This window comes from Klebsiella sp. D-Nf1 (assembly GCF_002810515.1).
In the GTDB taxonomy this organism is placed as follows: Bacteria; Pseudomonadota; Gammaproteobacteria; order Enterobacterales; family Enterobacteriaceae; genus Klebsiella; species Klebsiella variicola.
Genome location: NZ_PIOK01000013.1, coordinates 69,813 through 86,124 on the forward strand (window position 1 = coordinate 69,813; position 16,312 = coordinate 86,124).

Annotated in this window: 16 protein-coding genes and 2 tRNA genes; 6 read left to right on the forward strand and 12 right to left on the reverse strand. The window is 56.1% G+C overall.

All coding sequences use genetic code 11. The annotated features are described in order from the left end of the window. Positions 1-44 precede the first annotated feature (44 nt). Positions 45-767: a DUF554 domain-containing protein gene (locus tag CWM54_RS26855; RefSeq protein ID WP_061156212.1), complete on the forward strand. Its 723-nt coding sequence runs from the start codon at positions 45-47 to the stop codon at positions 765-767. A 4-nt stretch (positions 768-771) separates the two neighbouring features. Here CWM54_RS26855 and rep read toward each other — a convergent pair whose 3' ends face one another. Then, a complete protein-coding gene (gene rep / locus CWM54_RS26860) occupies positions 772-2,793 on the reverse strand; it encodes a DNA helicase Rep (protein ID WP_012543251.1) in 2,022 nt (673 codons plus the stop codon). Positions 2,794-2,905: 112 nt separating this feature from the next. On the opposite strand from rep, the gene ppiC (CWM54_RS26865) reads away from it, so the two are divergent. Next, a complete protein-coding gene (ppiC, locus tag CWM54_RS26865; protein WP_008807974.1) occupies positions 2,906-3,187 on the forward strand; it encodes a peptidylprolyl isomerase PpiC in 282 nt (93 codons plus the stop codon). Positions 3,188-3,238: 51 nt separating this feature from the next. Beyond that, a complete protein-coding gene (gene ppiC, locus CWM54_RS26870; RefSeq protein ID WP_002883180.1) occupies positions 3,239-3,520 on the forward strand; it encodes a peptidylprolyl isomerase PpiC in 282 nt (93 codons plus the stop codon). 203 nt (positions 3,521-3,723) lie between these two features. Here the strand turns inward: ppiC (CWM54_RS26870) and ilvC are convergent, their stop codons facing one another. Further along, the gene (gene ilvC, locus CWM54_RS26875; RefSeq protein WP_061156214.1) at positions 3,724-5,199 is read right to left on the reverse strand and encodes a ketol-acid reductoisomerase; all 1,476 of its coding nucleotides are present in this window, start codon (positions 5,197-5,199) and stop codon (positions 3,724-3,726) included. A gap of 154 nt (positions 5,200-5,353) precedes the next feature. On the opposite strand from ilvC, the gene ilvY reads away from it, so the two are divergent. Continuing rightward, on the forward strand, positions 5,354-6,244 hold the full coding sequence (ilvY, locus tag CWM54_RS26880) for an HTH-type transcriptional activator IlvY (protein WP_012543253.1): 891 nt from the start codon (positions 5,354-5,356) through the stop codon (positions 6,242-6,244). Here ilvY and ilvA read toward each other — a convergent pair. From ilvA to ilvL, 7 genes are all read right to left on the reverse strand, one after another. Continuing rightward, complete coding sequence (gene ilvA, locus CWM54_RS26885; protein ID WP_061156215.1) at positions 6,241-7,785, reverse strand: threonine ammonia-lyase, biosynthetic; 1,545 nt, start codon at positions 7,783-7,785, stop codon at positions 6,241-6,243. The two genes, ilvY and ilvA, sit on opposite strands and share 4 nt — an antisense overlap. A gap of 2 nt (positions 7,786-7,787) precedes the next feature. After that, entirely contained in the window at positions 7,788-9,638 is a 1,851-nt protein-coding gene (ilvD, locus tag CWM54_RS26890) for a dihydroxy-acid dehydratase (protein WP_100699126.1), read from the reverse strand. A gap of 60 nt (positions 9,639-9,698) precedes the next feature. Next, positions 9,699-10,628, reverse strand: a complete 930-nt coding sequence (locus CWM54_RS26895; RefSeq protein ID WP_100699128.1) for a branched-chain amino acid transaminase — start codon at positions 10,626-10,628, stop codon at positions 9,699-9,701. A gap of 19 nt (positions 10,629-10,647) precedes the next feature. Beyond that, positions 10,648-10,905, reverse strand: coding sequence for an acetolactate synthase 2 small subunit (gene ilvM, locus CWM54_RS26900; protein ID WP_032736936.1), 258 nt, complete (start codon positions 10,903-10,905; stop codon positions 10,648-10,650). Beyond that, positions 10,902-12,548: an acetolactate synthase 2 catalytic subunit gene (gene ilvG / locus CWM54_RS26905; protein ID WP_100699130.1), complete on the reverse strand. Its 1,647-nt coding sequence runs from the start codon at positions 12,546-12,548 to the stop codon at positions 10,902-10,904. The genes ilvM and ilvG overlap by 4 nt, the downstream gene beginning before the upstream one ends. Before the next feature lie 2 nt (positions 12,549-12,550). After that, positions 12,551-12,604: a peptide IlvX gene (gene ilvX / locus CWM54_RS29575; protein ID WP_201281575.1), complete on the reverse strand. Its 54-nt coding sequence runs from the start codon at positions 12,602-12,604 to the stop codon at positions 12,551-12,553. Between the two features lie 84 nt (positions 12,605-12,688). Next, positions 12,689-12,787, reverse strand: coding sequence for an ilv operon leader peptide (ilvL, locus tag CWM54_RS26910; RefSeq protein WP_001311244.1), 99 nt, complete (start codon positions 12,785-12,787; stop codon positions 12,689-12,691). 354 nt (positions 12,788-13,141) lie between these two features. Here ilvL and CWM54_RS26915 point away from each other — a divergent pair, with 354 nt between their 5' ends. Next, positions 13,142-14,662, forward strand: coding sequence for a YifB family Mg chelatase-like AAA ATPase (locus CWM54_RS26915; RefSeq protein WP_100699132.1), 1,521 nt, complete (start codon positions 13,142-13,144; stop codon positions 14,660-14,662). A gap of 22 nt (positions 14,663-14,684) precedes the next feature. On the opposite strand, the gene CWM54_RS26920 is transcribed toward CWM54_RS26915, so the two are convergent. Next, positions 14,685-15,023 carry a DUF413 domain-containing protein gene (locus CWM54_RS26920; RefSeq protein WP_004886877.1) on the reverse strand — a complete coding sequence of 113 codons (339 nt, stop codon included), beginning with the start codon at positions 15,021-15,023 and terminating at the stop codon, positions 14,685-14,687. Between the two features lie 118 nt (positions 15,024-15,141). On the opposite strand from CWM54_RS26920, the gene hdfR reads away from it, so the two are divergent. Then, complete coding sequence (gene hdfR, locus CWM54_RS26925; RefSeq protein WP_061156219.1) at positions 15,142-15,963, forward strand: HTH-type transcriptional regulator HdfR; 822 nt, start codon at positions 15,142-15,144, stop codon at positions 15,961-15,963. Positions 15,964-16,065: 102 nt separating this feature from the next. On the opposite strand, the gene CWM54_RS26930 is transcribed toward hdfR, so the two are convergent. Together CWM54_RS26930 and CWM54_RS26935 are read right to left on the reverse strand one after the other, a co-directional pair. After that, positions 16,066-16,141: transfer RNA gene (locus tag CWM54_RS26930), tRNA-Trp, on the reverse strand. 52 nt (positions 16,142-16,193) lie between these two features. Further along, positions 16,194-16,270 (reverse strand) — tRNA-Asp (locus tag CWM54_RS26935). Positions 16,271-16,312: the final 42 nt, after the last annotated feature.

Here is a 16,312-nt window from a genome sequence, read left to right on the forward strand (position 1 = left end):
GGGCCTGAATATTCAGGCCCTATTTTTATTAGGGAGAATAAATGATGGCAATAGGTATATTTGTCTGTAGCGGCTCGCTTCTCGTCGGTGCGCTGGCTGGCGCCTCGCTAAATCGCTTTATTCCGGAACACTTCAAGAAAACCTTGCCGCTAATTGCCGGTCTGATCTCCATCAGCATGGGTATCTTCTTTGTCAATAAATTGCACAATCTGCCACCCATTGCCCTGGCCATTATTGTCGGCACGATTATCGGCGGCCTGCTGAATATTGAAAAATGGATTGAGCGGGCCGGGACAACGCTACGCACTCCCATTGAGCGCATTTTCCCGGCGCAAGCTAGCACCAGCGTGAGTGCGGAAGATTTTATGAATCAGTTCATCGCCGTGCTGATCCTGTTCTGCGCCAGCGGCACCGGGATCTTCGGTGCTTTAACCGAAGGGATGACCGGCGACCCGACCATTCTGCTGACCAAGTCGATACTCGACTTTTTCACTGCCGCGATTTTCGCCTCTACGCTGGGGTATATCATCACCGTGATCTTTATTCCCCAGCTGATTGTCTTCATTATCCTGTTTTTCGCGGCAACCTTTATCATGGCGCTGATCAATCCGGCGATGATCGCCGACTTCACCGCCTGCGGCGGCATCATTATGCTGGCGACTGGTTTTCGTCTGTGCGGGATCCGCGCCTTCCCCACCGCCAATATGCTGCCCTCACTGCTGCTGGTAATGCCCTTCTCCGCCGCCTGGCAGCAGTTTGTCGCCTGAGGCGTTAGCCTTTTTTCGCCTTCGCCAGCATCGCTTTAATATTCGCGACGTTGGCCTGGCCTTTATGCATACGTTCTTCCGCAGAGATGACTTTTCGCTCCTGCTCCCATATCAGATCGTCCTGCGGGAGCTCGAGCAGGAAACGGCTTGGCTCCGGGCGCACCAGCTCACCATACTGCCGGCGTTCCTTGCACAACGTAAAGGTCAGCTCTTTTTGCGCGCGCGTGATGCCGACGTAAGCCAGCCGCCGTTCTTCATCGACGTTATCTTCATCGATGCTGCTCTGGTGCGGCAGCAATCCCTCTTCCATTCCCACCAGGTAAACATACGGGAACTCCAGCCCTTTTGAGGCATGGAGGGTCATCAGCTGCACCTGATCGAGCTCTTCATCCGATTCGCCACGTTCCATCATATCGCGCAGGGTAAAGCGGGTGACCACCTGCGTCAGGGTCATCGGCTCATCGATTTCGCTACCTTCCAGCATCTCGGTCATCCAGGTAAACAGCTGGTTGACGTTTTTCATCCGCATTTCCGCGGCTTTCGGGCTGGGCGAGGTTTCATACAGCCAGGATTCATAATCAATCCCACGAATCAAATCACGAACGGCGGCAACGGGCTCGCGTTCGGTCAGTTGCTGAATTTCCCGCAGCCAGTGGGTAAAGCGCGTGAGGGATTCGTACCCGCGCCCGGTCAGCGTCTGGCTTAACCCCATGTCAAAGCTGGCGGTGAATAAGCCTTTATTGCGGCTCATCGCCCACTCACCCAGCTTTTGCAATGTCGCCGGACCAATCTCGCGCTTCGGCGTATTAACGATGCGCAGGAAGGCGCTGTCGTCATCCGGATTGGTCAGTACGCGCAGATAGGCCAGCAGGTCTTTAATTTCCGGACGCGAGAAGAACGAGGTGCCGCCGGAGATTTTGTATGGGATGCGGTTCTGCATCAGCATCTTTTCAAAGACCCGCGACTGGTGGTTGCCGCGGTAAAGGATCGCGTAGTCTTTGTAGTTGGTTTTATTAATAAAGTGGTGGGCGATCAGTTCCCCGGCCACGCGCTCCGCTTCATGATCTTCATTGTTGGCGGAGAGTACTTTCAGCTCGGTACCGTAGCCCAGTTCTGAAAACAGCCGCTTTTCAAAAACGTGCGGATTATTAGCGATCAAAATGTTAGCGGCTTTCAGAATACGCCCGGAGGAGCGGTAGTTCTGTTCTAGCTTGATCACCTGCAGCGCCGGGAAATCCTGGCTGAGCAGCACCAGGTTCTGCGGTCGCGCGCCGCGCCACGAGTAGATCGACTGGTCATCGTCACCCACCACGGTAAAACGCGCGCGCTGTCCCACCAGCAGCTTCACCAGTTCATACTGGCTGGTGTTGGTATCCTGATACTCATCCACCAGCAGGTAACGGATCTTGTTCTGCCAGCGTTCGCGCACCTCTTCATTACGCTGCAGCAGCAGCGTCGGCAACAGGATCAGATCGTCAAAATCGAGGACGTTGCAGGCCTTCATATGGGCATCGTACAGCCCATAGCAGTGCGCGAAGATGCGGTCCCTTTCGCCTTTCGCACCAGCCGCCGCCTGCGCCGGGGTTTTCAGATCGTTTTTCCAGTTGGAGATCGTCGAGATCAGCTGCTGCAACACCACTTTGTCATCTTCGATCAACCCTTCGGTGAGCTCTTTCAGCAGCGCGACCTGGTCAGTATCATCGAACAAGGAAAAGTTAGATTTCATTCCCAGCGCGGCGTATTCACGTTTGATGATATCCAGGCCCAGGGTGTGGAAGGTGGAGATCATCAGCCCGCGCGCCTCTTTGCGCCCCAGCGTTTGCCCGACGCGCTCTTTCATTTCGCGCGCGGCCTTGTTGGTGAAGGTGACGGCCGCGATATGGCGCGCCTGATAACCGCAGCCGCGGATCAGGTGGGCGATTTTATTCGTAATAACGCGGGTCTTACCGGAACCGGCGCCCGCCAGCACCAGGCACGGTCCGGTAACGAATTCGACGGCTTGTTGTTGGCCAGGGTTTAAACGCATGGGAATATTGCTCAATCTTCGAACGGGGTGTGGATTGTAGCAGAAAGCGAGGCCGAGATTTACCGGCTGATGGTAAAGTGTCAGCCACGCAATTCATCCTGAGGCTCCGGTTATGGCAAAAAGCGCAGCGGCCCTGCATATTCTGGTTAAAGAAGAGAAACTGGCGCACGAGATCCTCGCCAAACTGGAACGGGGCATCAGCTTCGATCATCTGGCGAAGCGCTACTCAAAGTGTCCGTCCGGACGTCATGGCGGTGATTTAGGCGAATTCCCGCAGGGGACGATGGTCGGCCCGTTTGATCAAGCCGTTTTCAGCTGTCCGCTGCTCAAACCCTATGGCCCGGTGAAAACCAAATTTGGCTACCATATCATCAAGGTGCTGTATCGCCGGTAACGCGTGCTACTATGGCGCCCTGATTTATCCCAACTCAATCAAGGCGCAATCATGGCTAAAACCGCGGCAGCACTGCACATCCTGGTAAAAGAAGAGAAACTGGCGCTCGATCTGCTCGAGCAGCTTAAAAACGGTGCCGATTTCGGCAAGCTGGCAAAGAAACACTCCATTTGTCCGTCAGGCAAACGCGGCGGCGATCTGGGTGAATTCCGTCAGGGCCAGATGGTGCCGGCATTCGATAAAGTGGTCTTCTCCTGCCCTGAGCTGGAGCCGACCGGCCCGCTGCATACTCAGTTCGGTTACCACATCATCAAAGTGCTGTACCGGAAATAATAAAAAAACCCGGGGACCTTAATCTCCGGGTTTTTGCCTGATGGCGCTTCGCTTATCAGGCCGACTAAACAAATCCATTCCTCTATGGATTTCGGCTTGCCGGAAGGCGGCAAGGAAGTACATCCCCAGGAACATAGATTCCTATGTGACTGGGGTGTACGTACCGTAGCCAACACATCGGCAAGTCGAAAGACGACGAGGAATTAGCCGGCTACCGCGATACGTTTCATATCGGTCATATAACCGCGCAGTTTCTTACCTACCGCTTCGATAGCGTGGTTACGAATCGCTTCGTTCACGTCACGCAGCTGAGCGTTATCTACCGCGCCTTCAGCAATCGCTTTGCCCAGGTCGCCGGTCTGCAGGGTAGTCATGAACTCTTTCAGCAGCGGTACGCAAGCGTAAGAGAACAGGTAGTTACCGTACTCAGCGGTATCAGAGATAACCACGTTCATTTCATACAGACGCTTACGGGCGATAGTGTTCGCGATCAGCGGCAGCTCGTGCAGTGATTCATAGTAAGCGGACTCTTCGATAATGCCGGAATCAACCATGGTTTCGAACGCCAGCTCAACGCCCGCTTTCACCATCGCGATCATCAGAACGCCTTTATCGAAGTACTCCTGCTCGCCGATTTTGCCTTCATACTGCGGGGCGGTTTCGAAGGCGGTTTTGCCGGTCTCTTCACGCCAGGTCAGCAGTTTCTTATCATCGTTCGCCCAGTCCGCCATCATACCGGAGGAGAATTCGCCGGAGATGATGTCATCCATGTGTTTCTGGAACAGCGGCGCCATGATCTCTTTCAGCTGTTCGGACAGCGCATAAGCGCGCAGTTTCGCCGGATTAGACAGGCGATCCATCATCAGCGTGATGCCGCCTTGTTTCAGCGCTTCGGTGATGGTTTCCCAGCCGAACTGAATCAGTTTTTCCGCATACGCCGGGTCGGTACCTTCCGCCACCAGCTTGTCGAAGCACAGCAGCGAACCCGCCTGCAGCATGCCGCAAAGGATGGTCTGCTCACCCATCAGGTCAGATTTCACTTCCGCCACGAAGGAGGATTCCAGAACACCCGCGCGATGGCCGCCGGTCGCCGCTGCCCAGGCTTTGGCAATGGCCATGCCTTCGCCTTTCGGATCGTTTTCCGGGTGGACGGCGATGAGCGTCGGCACGCCGAAACCGCGTTTGTACTCTTCACGAACTTCGGTACCCGGGCACTTCGGCGCCACCATCACCACGGTGATGTCTTTGCGGATCTGCTCGCCCACTTCAACGATGTTGAAGCCGTGGGAGTAACCCAGCGCCGCGCCGTCTTTCATCAGCGGTTGTACGGAACGCACAACGTCAGAGTGCTGTTTGTCCGGCGTCAGGTTAACTACCAGGTCGGCCTGCGGGATCAGCTCTTCATAGGTACCGACTTTGAAGCCGTTTTCGGTCGCTTTACGCCAGGAAGCGCGCTTCTCGGCAATCGCTTCTTTACGCAACGCATAGGAGATATCCAGGCCGGAATCACGCATGTTCAGACCCTGGTTCAGGCCCTGCGCGCCACAGCCGACGATGACTACTTTTTTACCCTGAAGATAGCTTGCGCCATCGGCAAATTCATCGCGCCCCATAAAGCGGCATTTGCCCAGCTGTGCCAGCTGCTGGCGCAGATTCAGTGTGTTGAAGTAGTTAGCCATGGTGATACCTCGTGATGTTGTGTTGTCGTGCTTATTGTTCGGTTCGCTTTTGCGAGAATGAACTTACTATATGACAGGAATTTTATTGCGGAAATTGATATATTCACAACGTCACGTTGCAATTTATGAAATACAAAATCGGGGAGTACGCGCCGTGGATTTACGCGATCTGAAAACCTTTCTGCATCTGGCGGAAAGCCGCCATTTTGGCCGCAGCGCGCGGGCCATGCACGTTAGTCCCTCGACGCTTTCGCGACAGATTCAACGCCTCGAAGAGGACCTCGGCCAGCCGCTGTTCGTTCGCGATAATCGCACCGTGACCCTAACCGAGGCTGGCGAAGAACTTCGCACCTTTGCCCAGCAGACTTTACTGCAGTATCAGCAACTGCGTCACGCCATCGACCAGCAGGGACCGTCGCTCTCCGGCGAGCTACATATTTTCTGCTCCGTGACCGCCGCTTATAGCCATCTGCCGCCGATCCTCGATCGCTTTCGCGCTGCGCATCCTTCGGTGGAGATCAAGCTCTCGACCGGCGACGCCGCTGACGCCATGGAGAAAGTCGTCACCGGCGAAGCCGACCTGGCGATTGCCGGTAAACCAGAAACTCTGCCGGGATCGGTGGCGTTTTCAATGCTGGAGAACCTCGCCGTGGTGTTAATTGCCCCGGCCCTTCCCTGCCCGGTGCGTAACCAGGTGACCGTTGAGCGTCCGGACTGGTCGACAGTGCCGTTTATCATGGCTGACCAGGGGCCGGTACGTCGGCGTATCGAGCTGTGGTTTCGACGGCATAAAATCAGCAACCCGTCGATCTACGCCACCGTCGGGGGCCACGAAGCGATGGTGTCGATGGTCGCCCTCGGCTGCGGCGTGGCGCTGCTACCGGAGGTGGTACTGGAAAACAGCCCGGAACCAGTACGCAACCGGGTGATGATTCTGGAGCGCAGCGATGAGCAAACCCCGTTTGAGCTGGGCGTTTGCGCACAAAAAAAGCGGCTGCATGAGCCGCTTATTGATGCTTTCTGGAAAATCCTGCCTAACCACTAGCCCGCGAGAAAAAAGCGGAACGCCGGGTTATGGGTTTCGTCGTGGCACTCATAGCCCAGCTCGTTAAGACGGGTTTCAAAGTCCGGCTCGTGCTCGCCCAGCTCGAAGGCCGCTAACACCCGACCATAGTCGGTGCCGTGGCTACGGTAGTGGAACAGCGAAATATTCCAGTGGGTGCCAAGGGTGTGCAGGAACTTCAGCAGCGCCCCCGGCGATTCAGGGAACTCGAAGCTGAACAGCCGCTCCTGCAGCGCTTTGGACGGCCGGCCGCCGACCATATAGCGCACATGGAGCTTGGCCATTTCGTCATCGGAAAGGTCAACGACGCTGTAGCCGCCATCGTTCAGTAACTGGAGGATCTCTTTCCGCTCCTCCAGCCCGCGACTCAGGCGCACCCCGACAAAAATACAGGCGTCTTTGGCATCGGCAAAGCGGTAGTTGAACTCCGTCACCGAGCGCCCGCCCAGCAGCTGGCAAAACTTCAGAAAGCTGCCCTTCTCTTCCGGGATCGTCACCGCCAGCAGCGCTTCGCGTTGTTCCCCAAGCTCGCAGCGCTCAGACACGTAGCGCAGGCCGTGGAAGTTAACATTGGCACCGGACAGGATATGAGCCAGTCGCTCGCCGCGAATATTGTGCTGGGCGACATATTTCTTCATCCCCGCCAGCGCCAGCGCGCCGGAAGGCTCCGCCACCGCCCGCACATCTTCGAACAGATCTTTCATCGCCGCGCAAATAGCGTCGCTGTCGACGGTGATGATGTCGTCCAGATACTCCTGGCACAAACGGAAGGTTTCATCGCCGATGCGTTTGACCGCCACGCCTTCAGCAAACAAACCGACGCGCGGCAGATCCACCGGATGACCGGCATCCAGCGCCGCTTTCAGACATGCCGAGTCTTCCGCTTCTACCGCTATCACTTTAATCTGCGGCATCAGCTGCTTGATCAGCACCGCCACGCCCGCCGCCAGACCGCCGCCGCCCACCGGAACGAACACACGATCGATGTGGGCATCCTGCTGCAGCAGCTCCAGCGCCAAGGTTCCCTGACCGGCGATCACCATCGGGTGATCGAACGGCGGCACCCAGGTAAAGCCCTGCTGCTGCGCCAGTTCAATCGCCCGGGCTTTCGCTTCGTCAAAGTTGGCGCCATGCAACAGCACTTCGCCGCCAAAGCCGCGAACGGCATCGACTTTAATATCCGCGGTCGCCACCGGCATCACGATCAGCGCCTTAACCCCAAGCCGGGAGGCTGAGAAAGCCACTCCCTGCGCATGGTTGCCTGCAGACGCCGTGATCACCCCATTCGATTTCTGTTCCGCCGTCAGGCTGGACATCATCGCGTAGGCGCCGCGCAGCTTAAAGCTGTGTACCGGCTGGCGATCTTCGCGTTTGACCAGAATAACGTTATCCAGCCGCGAAGAGAGCTTGTCCATTTTTTGCAGCGGCGTTTTCTGCACCGCTTCATAAACCGGCGCGCGCAGCACTGCTCTCAGGTATTCGGCGCCCTCAGGGGCACCGGACAGGGGTTGTGAGTCCGCCATAATTAGCCACCCAGTTTTGATTTATCGCGTACCGCGCCTTTGTCGGCGCTGGTCGCGAGGCTGGCATAAGCGCGCAGCGCAAAGGAGACCTGGCGCTCGCGGTCTTTCGGCGTCCACGCCTTATCGCCACGCGCTTCCTGTGCTTCGCGACGGGCGGCGATTTCTGCATCGCTCAGCTGCAGCTGGATACCGCGGTTCGGGATATCGATAGCAATCATGTCGCCATCTTCGATAATCGCAATGTTGCCGCCGCTCGCCGCTTCCGGCGATACGTGGCCGATGGAAAGCCCGGAGGTGCCGCCGGAGAAACGACCATCGGTGATCAGCGCGCACGCTTTACCAAGCCCCATAGACTTCAGGAAGGTGGTCGGATAGAGCATCTCCTGCATCCCCGGCCCGCCTTTCGGCCCTTCATAGCGGATAACCACGACGTCGCCTGCCACCACTTTACCGCCGAGGATGGCATCAACCGCTTCGTCCTGGCTTTCATAAACTTTCGCCGGGCCGGTAAATTTCAGGATGCTATCGTCCACGCCAGCGGTTTTCACGATACAGCCGTTTTCGGCAAAGTTACCGTACAGCACTGCCAGTCCGCCGTCTTTACTGTAGGCATGTTCCAGAGAACGGATACATCCCTCGGCGCGATCGTCATCCAGGGTATCCCAGCGGCAATCCTGCGAGAACGCCTGGGTGGTACGGATCCCCGCCGGGCCGGCGCGGAACATTTTTTTCACCGCGTCGTCCTGGGTCACCATCACATCGTACTGTTCCAGGGTCTGCGGCAGCGTCAGGCCAAGGACGTTTTTGACATCGCGGTTGAGTAAACCGGCGCGGTCCAGTTCGCCCAGAATGCCCAGCACGCCACCAGCGCGGTGCACGTCTTCCATGTGGTATTTCTGTGTACTCGGCGCCACTTTACACAACTGCGGAACCTTGCGGGAGAGCTTATCGATATCGCTCATGGTGAAGTCGATTTCGGCTTCCTGCGCCGCCGCCAGCAGGTGCAGAACGGTGTTGGTTGAACCGCCCATCGCGATATCGAGGGTCATGGCGTTTTCAAATGCCGCCTTGCTGGCGATATTGCGCGGCAGGGCGGAAGCATCATCCTGCTCGTAGTAGCGTTTGGTCAGCTCTACGATACGTTTACCGGCGTTCAGGAACAGCTCCTTACGATCGGCGTGGGTCGCCAGCAGAGAGCCGTTACCCGGCTGTGACAGGCCCAGCGCTTCGGTCAGGCAGTTCATGGAGTTCGCTGTGAACATCCCGGAACAGGAGCCGCAGGTCGGACAAGCGGAACGTTCCACCTGGTTACTCTGTTCGTCGGACACTTTCGGATCCGCCCCCTGGATCATTGCATCCACCAGGTCGAGCTTGATGATTTTATCTGACAGCTTGGTCTTCCCGGCTTCCATTGGGCCGCCGGAAACAAAGATTACCGGAATGTTCAGGCGCAGAGAGGCCATCAGCATCCCCGGGGTGATTTTGTCGCAGTTGGAGATACAGACCATGGCATCGGCGCAGTGGGCATTAACCATGTACTCGACCGAGTCGGCGATCAGCTCACGGGATGGCAGTGAATAGAGCATACCCCCGTGGCCCATGGCGATGCCATCATCCACCGCGATGGTGTTAAATTCTTTGGCGACACCGCCTGCCGCTTCAATCTGCTCGGCAACCAGTTTGCCGAGATCGCGCAGGTGCACGTGCCCGGGGACAAACTGGGTAAAGGAGTTGACGACGGCGATAATCGGTTTGCCGAAATCGGCATCGGTCATTCCGGTTGCGCGCCACAACGCGCGGGCGCCCGCCATGTTGCGGCCATGTGTGGTGGTGGCGGAACGGTACTTAGGCATGCTCTTTTTACTCCCATCTCTGTTTATTAAATGGGACGGTGCGTGCCGTCCCATTTTTAATTACTTACTTACCGGATCCAACCAGCCCCATTTATCTTCTGTTTCACCGGTGAAGAGGCCAAAGAAGGCTTCCTGAATGCGTTTGGTCACCGGCCCGCGGCGACCTGCGCCGACCTGGATGCCGTCAACGCTGCGTACCGGGGTGATTTCTGCCGCGGTGCCGGACATGAACACTTCATCCGCGAGGTACAGCGACTCACGGGACAGCACCTGCTCGCGCACTTCGATGCCAAGATCTTTCGCCAGTTTGATAATGGCGTCGCGGGTAATGCCCGGCAGCGCGGACGAGGTGAACGGCGGAGTAAACAGCGCGCCATCTTTTACCTCAAACAGGTTTTCGCCTGCACCTTCGGAGATATAGCCGTTAACATCCAGCGCGATACCTTCCTGATAACCGTGACGACGCGCTTCGCTGCCGACCAGCAGAGAGGAGAGATAGTTGCCGCCCGCTTTCGCCGCGGTTGGGATGGTGTTCGGCGCCGCGCGGTTCCAGGAAGAAACCATCGCATCGATCCCCTGCTCCAGCGCTTCTGCGCCGAGGTAGGCGCCCCACGGGAACGCCGCGATGATAACGTCGGTTTTGTAACCGTCCGGCGGGTTAACGCCCATGCCAACATCGCCAACAAACACCAGCGGACGAATATAAGCGCTGGTCAGTTTATTGGTACGGATAACTTCGCGGCAGGCTTCCATCAGCTCATCAACACTCTGCGAGACCGGGAAACGATAAATTTTGGCTGAGTCATGCAGACGCTGCATATGTTCGCGATGACGGAACACCACCGGGCCTTTGTGCGAGTCGTAGCAGCGGATGCCTTCGAATACCGAAGTACCGTAGTGCAACGCATGGGACATGACGTGCACTTTCGCCTCGCCCCATGGGGTCATCTCGCCATTGAACCAAATGTAATCAGCTTTCTTCGTCGTCATTTTTTTTATTCCTCTGCGCTCAGGCGCGGATTTGTTGTGATGTGGGTTGCTGGATCTCGACGCAGGCAACGTCGACCAGTTTACTTAATTGGCTAAACAGTAATTCGACGGGCCGCGGGCTGGCAACGGTCAATTCGATATTTATATTTTGCGCATCTGGCGCGGTTTCCATGTTCATTGAGCAGATTTGAAAACCACGGTGGCGGACCACGCGCAGCACGCGCTCTAAGGTTTCCGGATTGAAACGCGCCTGCAAAGCGACCTGATGTTGCTTCATGATAATTTCTCCAGCATTTCTGCATTACTGGCGCCGGGCGGCACCAACGGCCAGACATTCTCAAGTTCGTCGATTGAGACATGAAGCAGGTATGGCCCCTGGCTCGAAAGCATGGTGTCGAGTGCCGCTTCAACCTGGTCTTTACGGGTGATGTGTTGGCCAGGAATACCGAAGGCGCTGGCCAGCGTGAGGAAATCAGGGTTATCAGTCAGAGTGGTTTCGCTATAACGTTCCTGGAAAAACAGCTGCTGCCATTGTCGAACCATCCCTAACCGCTGGTTGTCGAGTAACACGATCTTCAACGGTAACTGCTTGCGTTTGACGGTGCCCAGCTCCTGCACGTTCATCATGAAGGAACCGTCACCGGAGATACAGATCACCGTATCATCCGGGCGCGCCACCTGGGCGCCAACAGCGGCCGGCAGGCCAAAGCCCATCGTGCCTAAGCCGCTGGAGGTGATAAAGTTTTCCGGGCGGGTATAGGTCATATGTTGAGCCGACCACATCTGGTGCTGGCCAACGTCGGTTGTCACAACGCTGTCCGCCGGCTTACGGTCGGAAAGCTGCTTCAGCAGCAGCGGCGCGTAGATCGCCTCGCCGGGATGATCGTAACGCCAGGCGTGCTCGGTACGCAGTGCGGCATTATGCTCGCGCCAGGCATCGATAGCTAACGGCTGCTGCAGCGCCGGCAGCAAGCGGTTCAGCTCGCCGGTCAGACCGATGTGCGCCTGACGCAGCTTGTTCAGTTCAGCCGGATCGATGTCCATGTGGATCACTTTGGCATGCGGAGCGAAGGTATTGAGCTTACCGGTCACACGGTCGTCAAAGCGCGCGCCGACAGCGATCAGCAGATCGCACTCCTGTACCGCCATGTTGGCCGCCTTAGTGCCGTGCATGCCCAGCATACCGAGATAATACGGATAATCTGCGGCCACCACGCCCAACCCTTTCAGCGTGCAGGTTGCCGGCATTCGGGTCACCGCCAGGAATTCACGCAAAGCCGGTACCGCCTGCGCCATACCCACCCCACCGCCAACATACAGCATCGGTTTCTGTGACTGAGCCAGCATCTGCAGAGCCTGAGCAACCTCCGCCTGCGGGAACGCCATCTCATCGTCGACGGTAGAGAAATGAGGATCAAGGTCGCCCTGCGCCATCTGAATATCTTTAGGGATATCAACCAGCACCGGGCCCGGACGGCCTGAGTTTGCCACCTGGAAAGCTTCAGCGATAACCCGCGGCAGCTCATCCAGAGACTGCACGAGGAAACTGTGCTTAGTACAGGCCAGTGACAAACCGAGAACGTCTACTTCCTGGAACGCATCCGTGCCGATGAAGGGAGCGGCCACCTGGCCGGTGATAGCGACAATGGGGATGGAATCAAGCAGGGCGTCCGCCAGGCCAGTGATCAGGTTGGTCGCGCCCGGGCCGGACGTCGCTATGCACACCCCGGTTTTCCCGGTCGCTCGCGCATAGCCAATGGCCGCCATGGCTGCCCCTTGCTCATGCCGACACAGCAGGTGCTCCACGCCGCCGTCATACAGTGCATCGTAAACCGGCATAATTGCGCCACCCGGATAGCCAAAAACTGTGTCGACTCCCTGTGTCCGCAAAGCATGTACCACCCACTGCGCACCATTCATAGTTAGTTCCCCGTCATAAATCGGGAGAAACAGAATTTTATGCTAAAAGTCATCATCTGCTCCTCGCTTAGGTTATTTCAGTTATAAAAAAACCCCCGGACCTTTCGGTGCGGGGGTCTTAGTTCGTTAAGGCTTGATTCTTAAGCCTTTCCTCGTCCAAGTGCAGCCCCGCACGGTGGGATAATAATCACCACCACGCTAATCACGACCAGGCTAATCACTCGTAGAAGGGCTGTCATTTTCTGTACTTTCTGGCTTCTTGTTCGAAGGAATACCTAAAGAGGTACCACAGACATCACATAAAACACAAGATTTTTTTATATTTCCGTTTCTGAGCAGCCTAACAGTTTCAGGAAAAATAATTGTTTTATATGAAGAAAATCAGAAATGAAAAAAATTCAGTTTTCTTTCACGCTGTACGCTCAGCGCCAATCTCTGTTTCGGATGCACCACGTTTTTCGATCACGTTTCCATTTTCGGCTAAATGTAACGAGATGGCGTTAAAATAATGGATTTCTGCTTCTAACTTCGTGTTATTGCCGCTGCCGTTTCACGGCAGGCTCGTCATAATCCGTCTCTGTCCAGGAGGTTTTATGTCGCTCGCCATCGTTTACACACGCGCGGCGCTCGGTATCGAAGCGCCATTGATTACTATCGAGGTTCATCTCAGCAGCGGTCTGCCTGGCTTGACCATGGTCGGACTACCGGAGACCACCGTGAAAGAGGCCCGCGACCGGGTACGCAGCGCCTTGATCAATAGCGGCTACGCTTTCCCTGCGAAGAAAATAACCATTAACCTGGCACCCGCGGATCTGCCTAAAGAGGGTGGACGATACGACCTTCCCATCGCTCTCGCGCTTCTCGTCGCCTCAGAGCAGCTCAACACCACCCGATTGAATCAATATGAGTTTGTGGGCGAACTCGCCCTTACAGGCGGCTTACGCGGCGTTCCTGGGGCGATCCCCAGCGCAATGGAAGCCATTAAAGCCGGCCGGCGCATTGTCGTCTCCTCTGACAATGCGGCTGAGGTGGGTCTGATCGGCGGCAGCGATTGCCTGGTCGCCGACCATCTGCAGCAGGTGTGCGCGTTTCTCGCGGGGCAAGCATCGCTTTCACCGCCTCTCGCCGAAGTGCCCGCCGTTGATGAACGCTGCGAAGATCTGCGAGATGTTATCGGCCAGCAACAGGGCAAACGGGCGCTGGAGATTGTGGCGGCCGGTGGCCACAACCTGCTCCTGATTGGCCCACCAGGCACCGGCAAAACCATGCTTGCCAGCCGGCTCCCCGGCCTTTTGCCACCATTAAGCAATCAGGAAGCGCTGGAGAGCACGGCCATTCAAAGTCTGGTCAACCTCCACACCGCAAAGACCCGGTGGCGTCAGAGGCCGTTCCGCGCCCCTCACCATAGCGCCTCGCTGGCAGCGATGGTGGGCGGGGGCTCAATACCTGCCCCAGGCGAGATTTCACTGGCCCATAATGGCGTGCTATTTCTTGATGAGCTACCGGAGTTTGAGCGGCGGGTGCTGGATGCGCTACGTGAGCCCATTGAGTCAGGCAAGATCCACATATCGCGATCGCGCGCCAAAATTGACTATCCGGCGCGCTTTCAGCTTATCGCAGCAATGAACCCAAGCCCGACCGGGCATTATCAGGGCAAACATAATCGCGCGTCGCCTGAGCAGACATTGCGCTACCTTGGGCGCCTGTCTGGCCCTTTTCTCGACCGCTTCGATCTCTCCTTAGAGATCCCGCTGCCACCGCCGGGGATACTGAGCCAGGGCATACGAGGTGAAGAATCGAGTGCGACAGTCCGTCAGCGTGTGCTGGCGGCGCGTGAACGTCAAATGCTCAGGCAAAATAAGCTGAATGCGCATCTTGAGAATCGTGAAATGAAGAGCTGCTGCCACTTGCGGCAGGATGATGCTGTCTGGCTGGAACAGACGCTAACTCACCTGGGGCTTTCTATACGGGCCTGGCAGCGTCTGTTAAAAGTGGCAAGAACCATTGCCGATCTGGCAGAGGCTGAAGAGATTGAACGCCACCATTTGCAGGAGGCGCTTAGCTATCGGGCAATAGATCGGATGCTTAGCCATCTGCAGAAAATGATGGCGTAAAAAAAGGGCTTACGCCCTTTTCTTAGTCATCGCTTTCGGTGTAATCGTCAGCGCCTTCCATCTGCGGTTTGCCGCCGGAAAGAGTATGGAAACGCTTCGGCCGCTTGATGCGTGCCATATACTTAATCCATACGCGTTCTGCTTCCGTTACCGGCTCACGTTCACCACGGCACACCGAGACAAATTGTTTTTCATCATCGGTAACAGGTTCGCGTTTACCCAGTTCCAGTTCATTAAAGGCATAACCATGACGTTCCAGCAGTTGCGCCTCTTTGATGGTGAAATCACCATGACGGGAGAACCCGCGTGGATAATTTTTATTGTCGAAAAAACGATTAGTCGTCGTAAAGCTTTCCGCCATCCTACACGCTCCTGATTCTTTGGCCGAGCTATTTATGGCGCGGAGTATTAGTTACGCTTGACAGAGCGTCAAACAAAACATTTAAATCATGACGACAAATAATTTTGTGGAGAACGGTGTGGATACGGAATTGCTCAAGACTTTCCTGGAAGTGAGCAGAACTCGTCACTTTGGGCGGGCAGCAGAGGCACTTTACCTGACGCAGTCAGCGGTCAGCTTTCGTATTCGTCAGCTGGAGAATCAACTTGGCGTGAACCTGTTCACCCGCCATCGTAATAACATTCGTCTGACGACCGCCGGAGAAAAGCTCCTGCCCTACGCCGAAACATTGATGAACACCTGGCAGGCCGCGCGCAAGGAGGTCGCTCACTCTTCGCGACATAACGAATTCTCCATCGGTGCCAGCGCGTCGCTTTGGGAATGTCTGCTGAACGGCTGGCTGGGGACTCTCTACAAAGATCCCTATAACCTGCAATTCGAGGCGCGGATCGCCCAACGTCAGTCATTAGTTAAACAGTTGCATGAACGCCAGCTCGATCTCTTGATCACAACTGAATCACCGAAGATGGATGAATTAAGCTGCCAGTTGCTGGGTAATTTCACCCTGGCGCTCTATTGTGCCGCCCCAGGGAAAAATAAGAATGATTTGAACTACCTGCGTCTGGAATGGGGGCCGGATTTTCAGCAAAACGAAGTGGGGCTGATTGGTAGCGATGATGTGCCACTGTTGACAACGAGCTCCGCGGAACTGGCCTATCAGCAACTCAGTACCTTGAATGGCTGTACCTGGTTACCCGTCAGTTGGGCGCAGCAGAAAAGCGGTCTACATACGGTGACCGATAGCGCGACACTCTCACGTCCTCTGTATGCCATTTGGCTACAAAATAGCGATAAACAAGCGCATATTCGCGAGATCCTGAAAAGCAGCATACTGGAATAAAGATCTGACTCCATGGATGGAGTGACCAAAACGGGGGAAGGCAGAGGAATGGACGAAATGACAAACAAAAAAAAATCCTTTGCCGAAGCAAAGGATTATATATGGCAGGGGCGGAGAGACTCGAACTCGCGACACCCGGTTTTGGAGACCGGTGCTCTACCAACTGAGCTACGCCCCTAAATCTTTCTCGCTATTAAGCCCGCTAATATAGCAGGCTTAATTTTAATAAGTGGCGGAACGGACGGGACTCGAACCCGCGACCCCCTGCGTGACAGGCAGGTATTCTAACCGACTGAACTACCGCTCCACCGAATTTCTTCGCTTTATTACCACCGGTTGTCACCCCGGC

Coding starts and splice junctions, on each gene's coding strand:
- CWM54_RS26855 (WP_061156212.1), top strand. CDS start 45: ATGGCAATAGGTATATTTGTCTGTAGCGGCTCGCTTCTCGTCGGTGCG.
- rep (WP_012543251.1), bottom strand. CDS start 2,793: ATGCGTTTAAACCCTGGCCAACAACAAGCCGTCGAATTCGTTACCGGA.
- ppiC (WP_008807974.1), top strand. CDS start 2,906: ATGGCAAAAAGCGCAGCGGCCCTGCATATTCTGGTTAAAGAAGAGAAA.
- ppiC (WP_002883180.1), top strand. CDS start 3,239: ATGGCTAAAACCGCGGCAGCACTGCACATCCTGGTAAAAGAAGAGAAA.
- ilvC (WP_061156214.1), bottom strand. CDS start 5,199: ATGGCTAACTACTTCAACACACTGAATCTGCGCCAGCAGCTGGCACAG.
- ilvA (WP_061156215.1), bottom strand. CDS start 7,785: ATGGCGGACTCACAACCCCTGTCCGGTGCCCCTGAGGGCGCCGAATAC.
- ilvD (WP_100699126.1), bottom strand. CDS start 9,638: ATGCCTAAGTACCGTTCCGCCACCACCACACATGGCCGCAACATGGCG.
- CWM54_RS26895 (WP_100699128.1), bottom strand. CDS start 10,628: ATGACGACGAAGAAAGCTGATTACATTTGGTTCAATGGCGAGATGACC.
- ilvM (WP_032736936.1), bottom strand. CDS start 10,905: ATGAAGCAACATCAGGTCGCTTTGCAGGCGCGTTTCAATCCGGAAACC.
- ilvG (WP_100699130.1), bottom strand. CDS start 12,548: ATGAATGGTGCGCAGTGGGTGGTACATGCTTTGCGGACACAGGGAGTC.
- ilvL (WP_001311244.1), bottom strand. CDS start 12,787: ATGACAGCCCTTCTACGAGTGATTAGCCTGGTCGTGATTAGCGTGGTG.
- CWM54_RS26915 (WP_100699132.1), top strand. CDS start 13,142: ATGTCGCTCGCCATCGTTTACACACGCGCGGCGCTCGGTATCGAAGCG.
- CWM54_RS26920 (WP_004886877.1), bottom strand. CDS start 15,023: ATGGCGGAAAGCTTTACGACGACTAATCGTTTTTTCGACAATAAAAAT.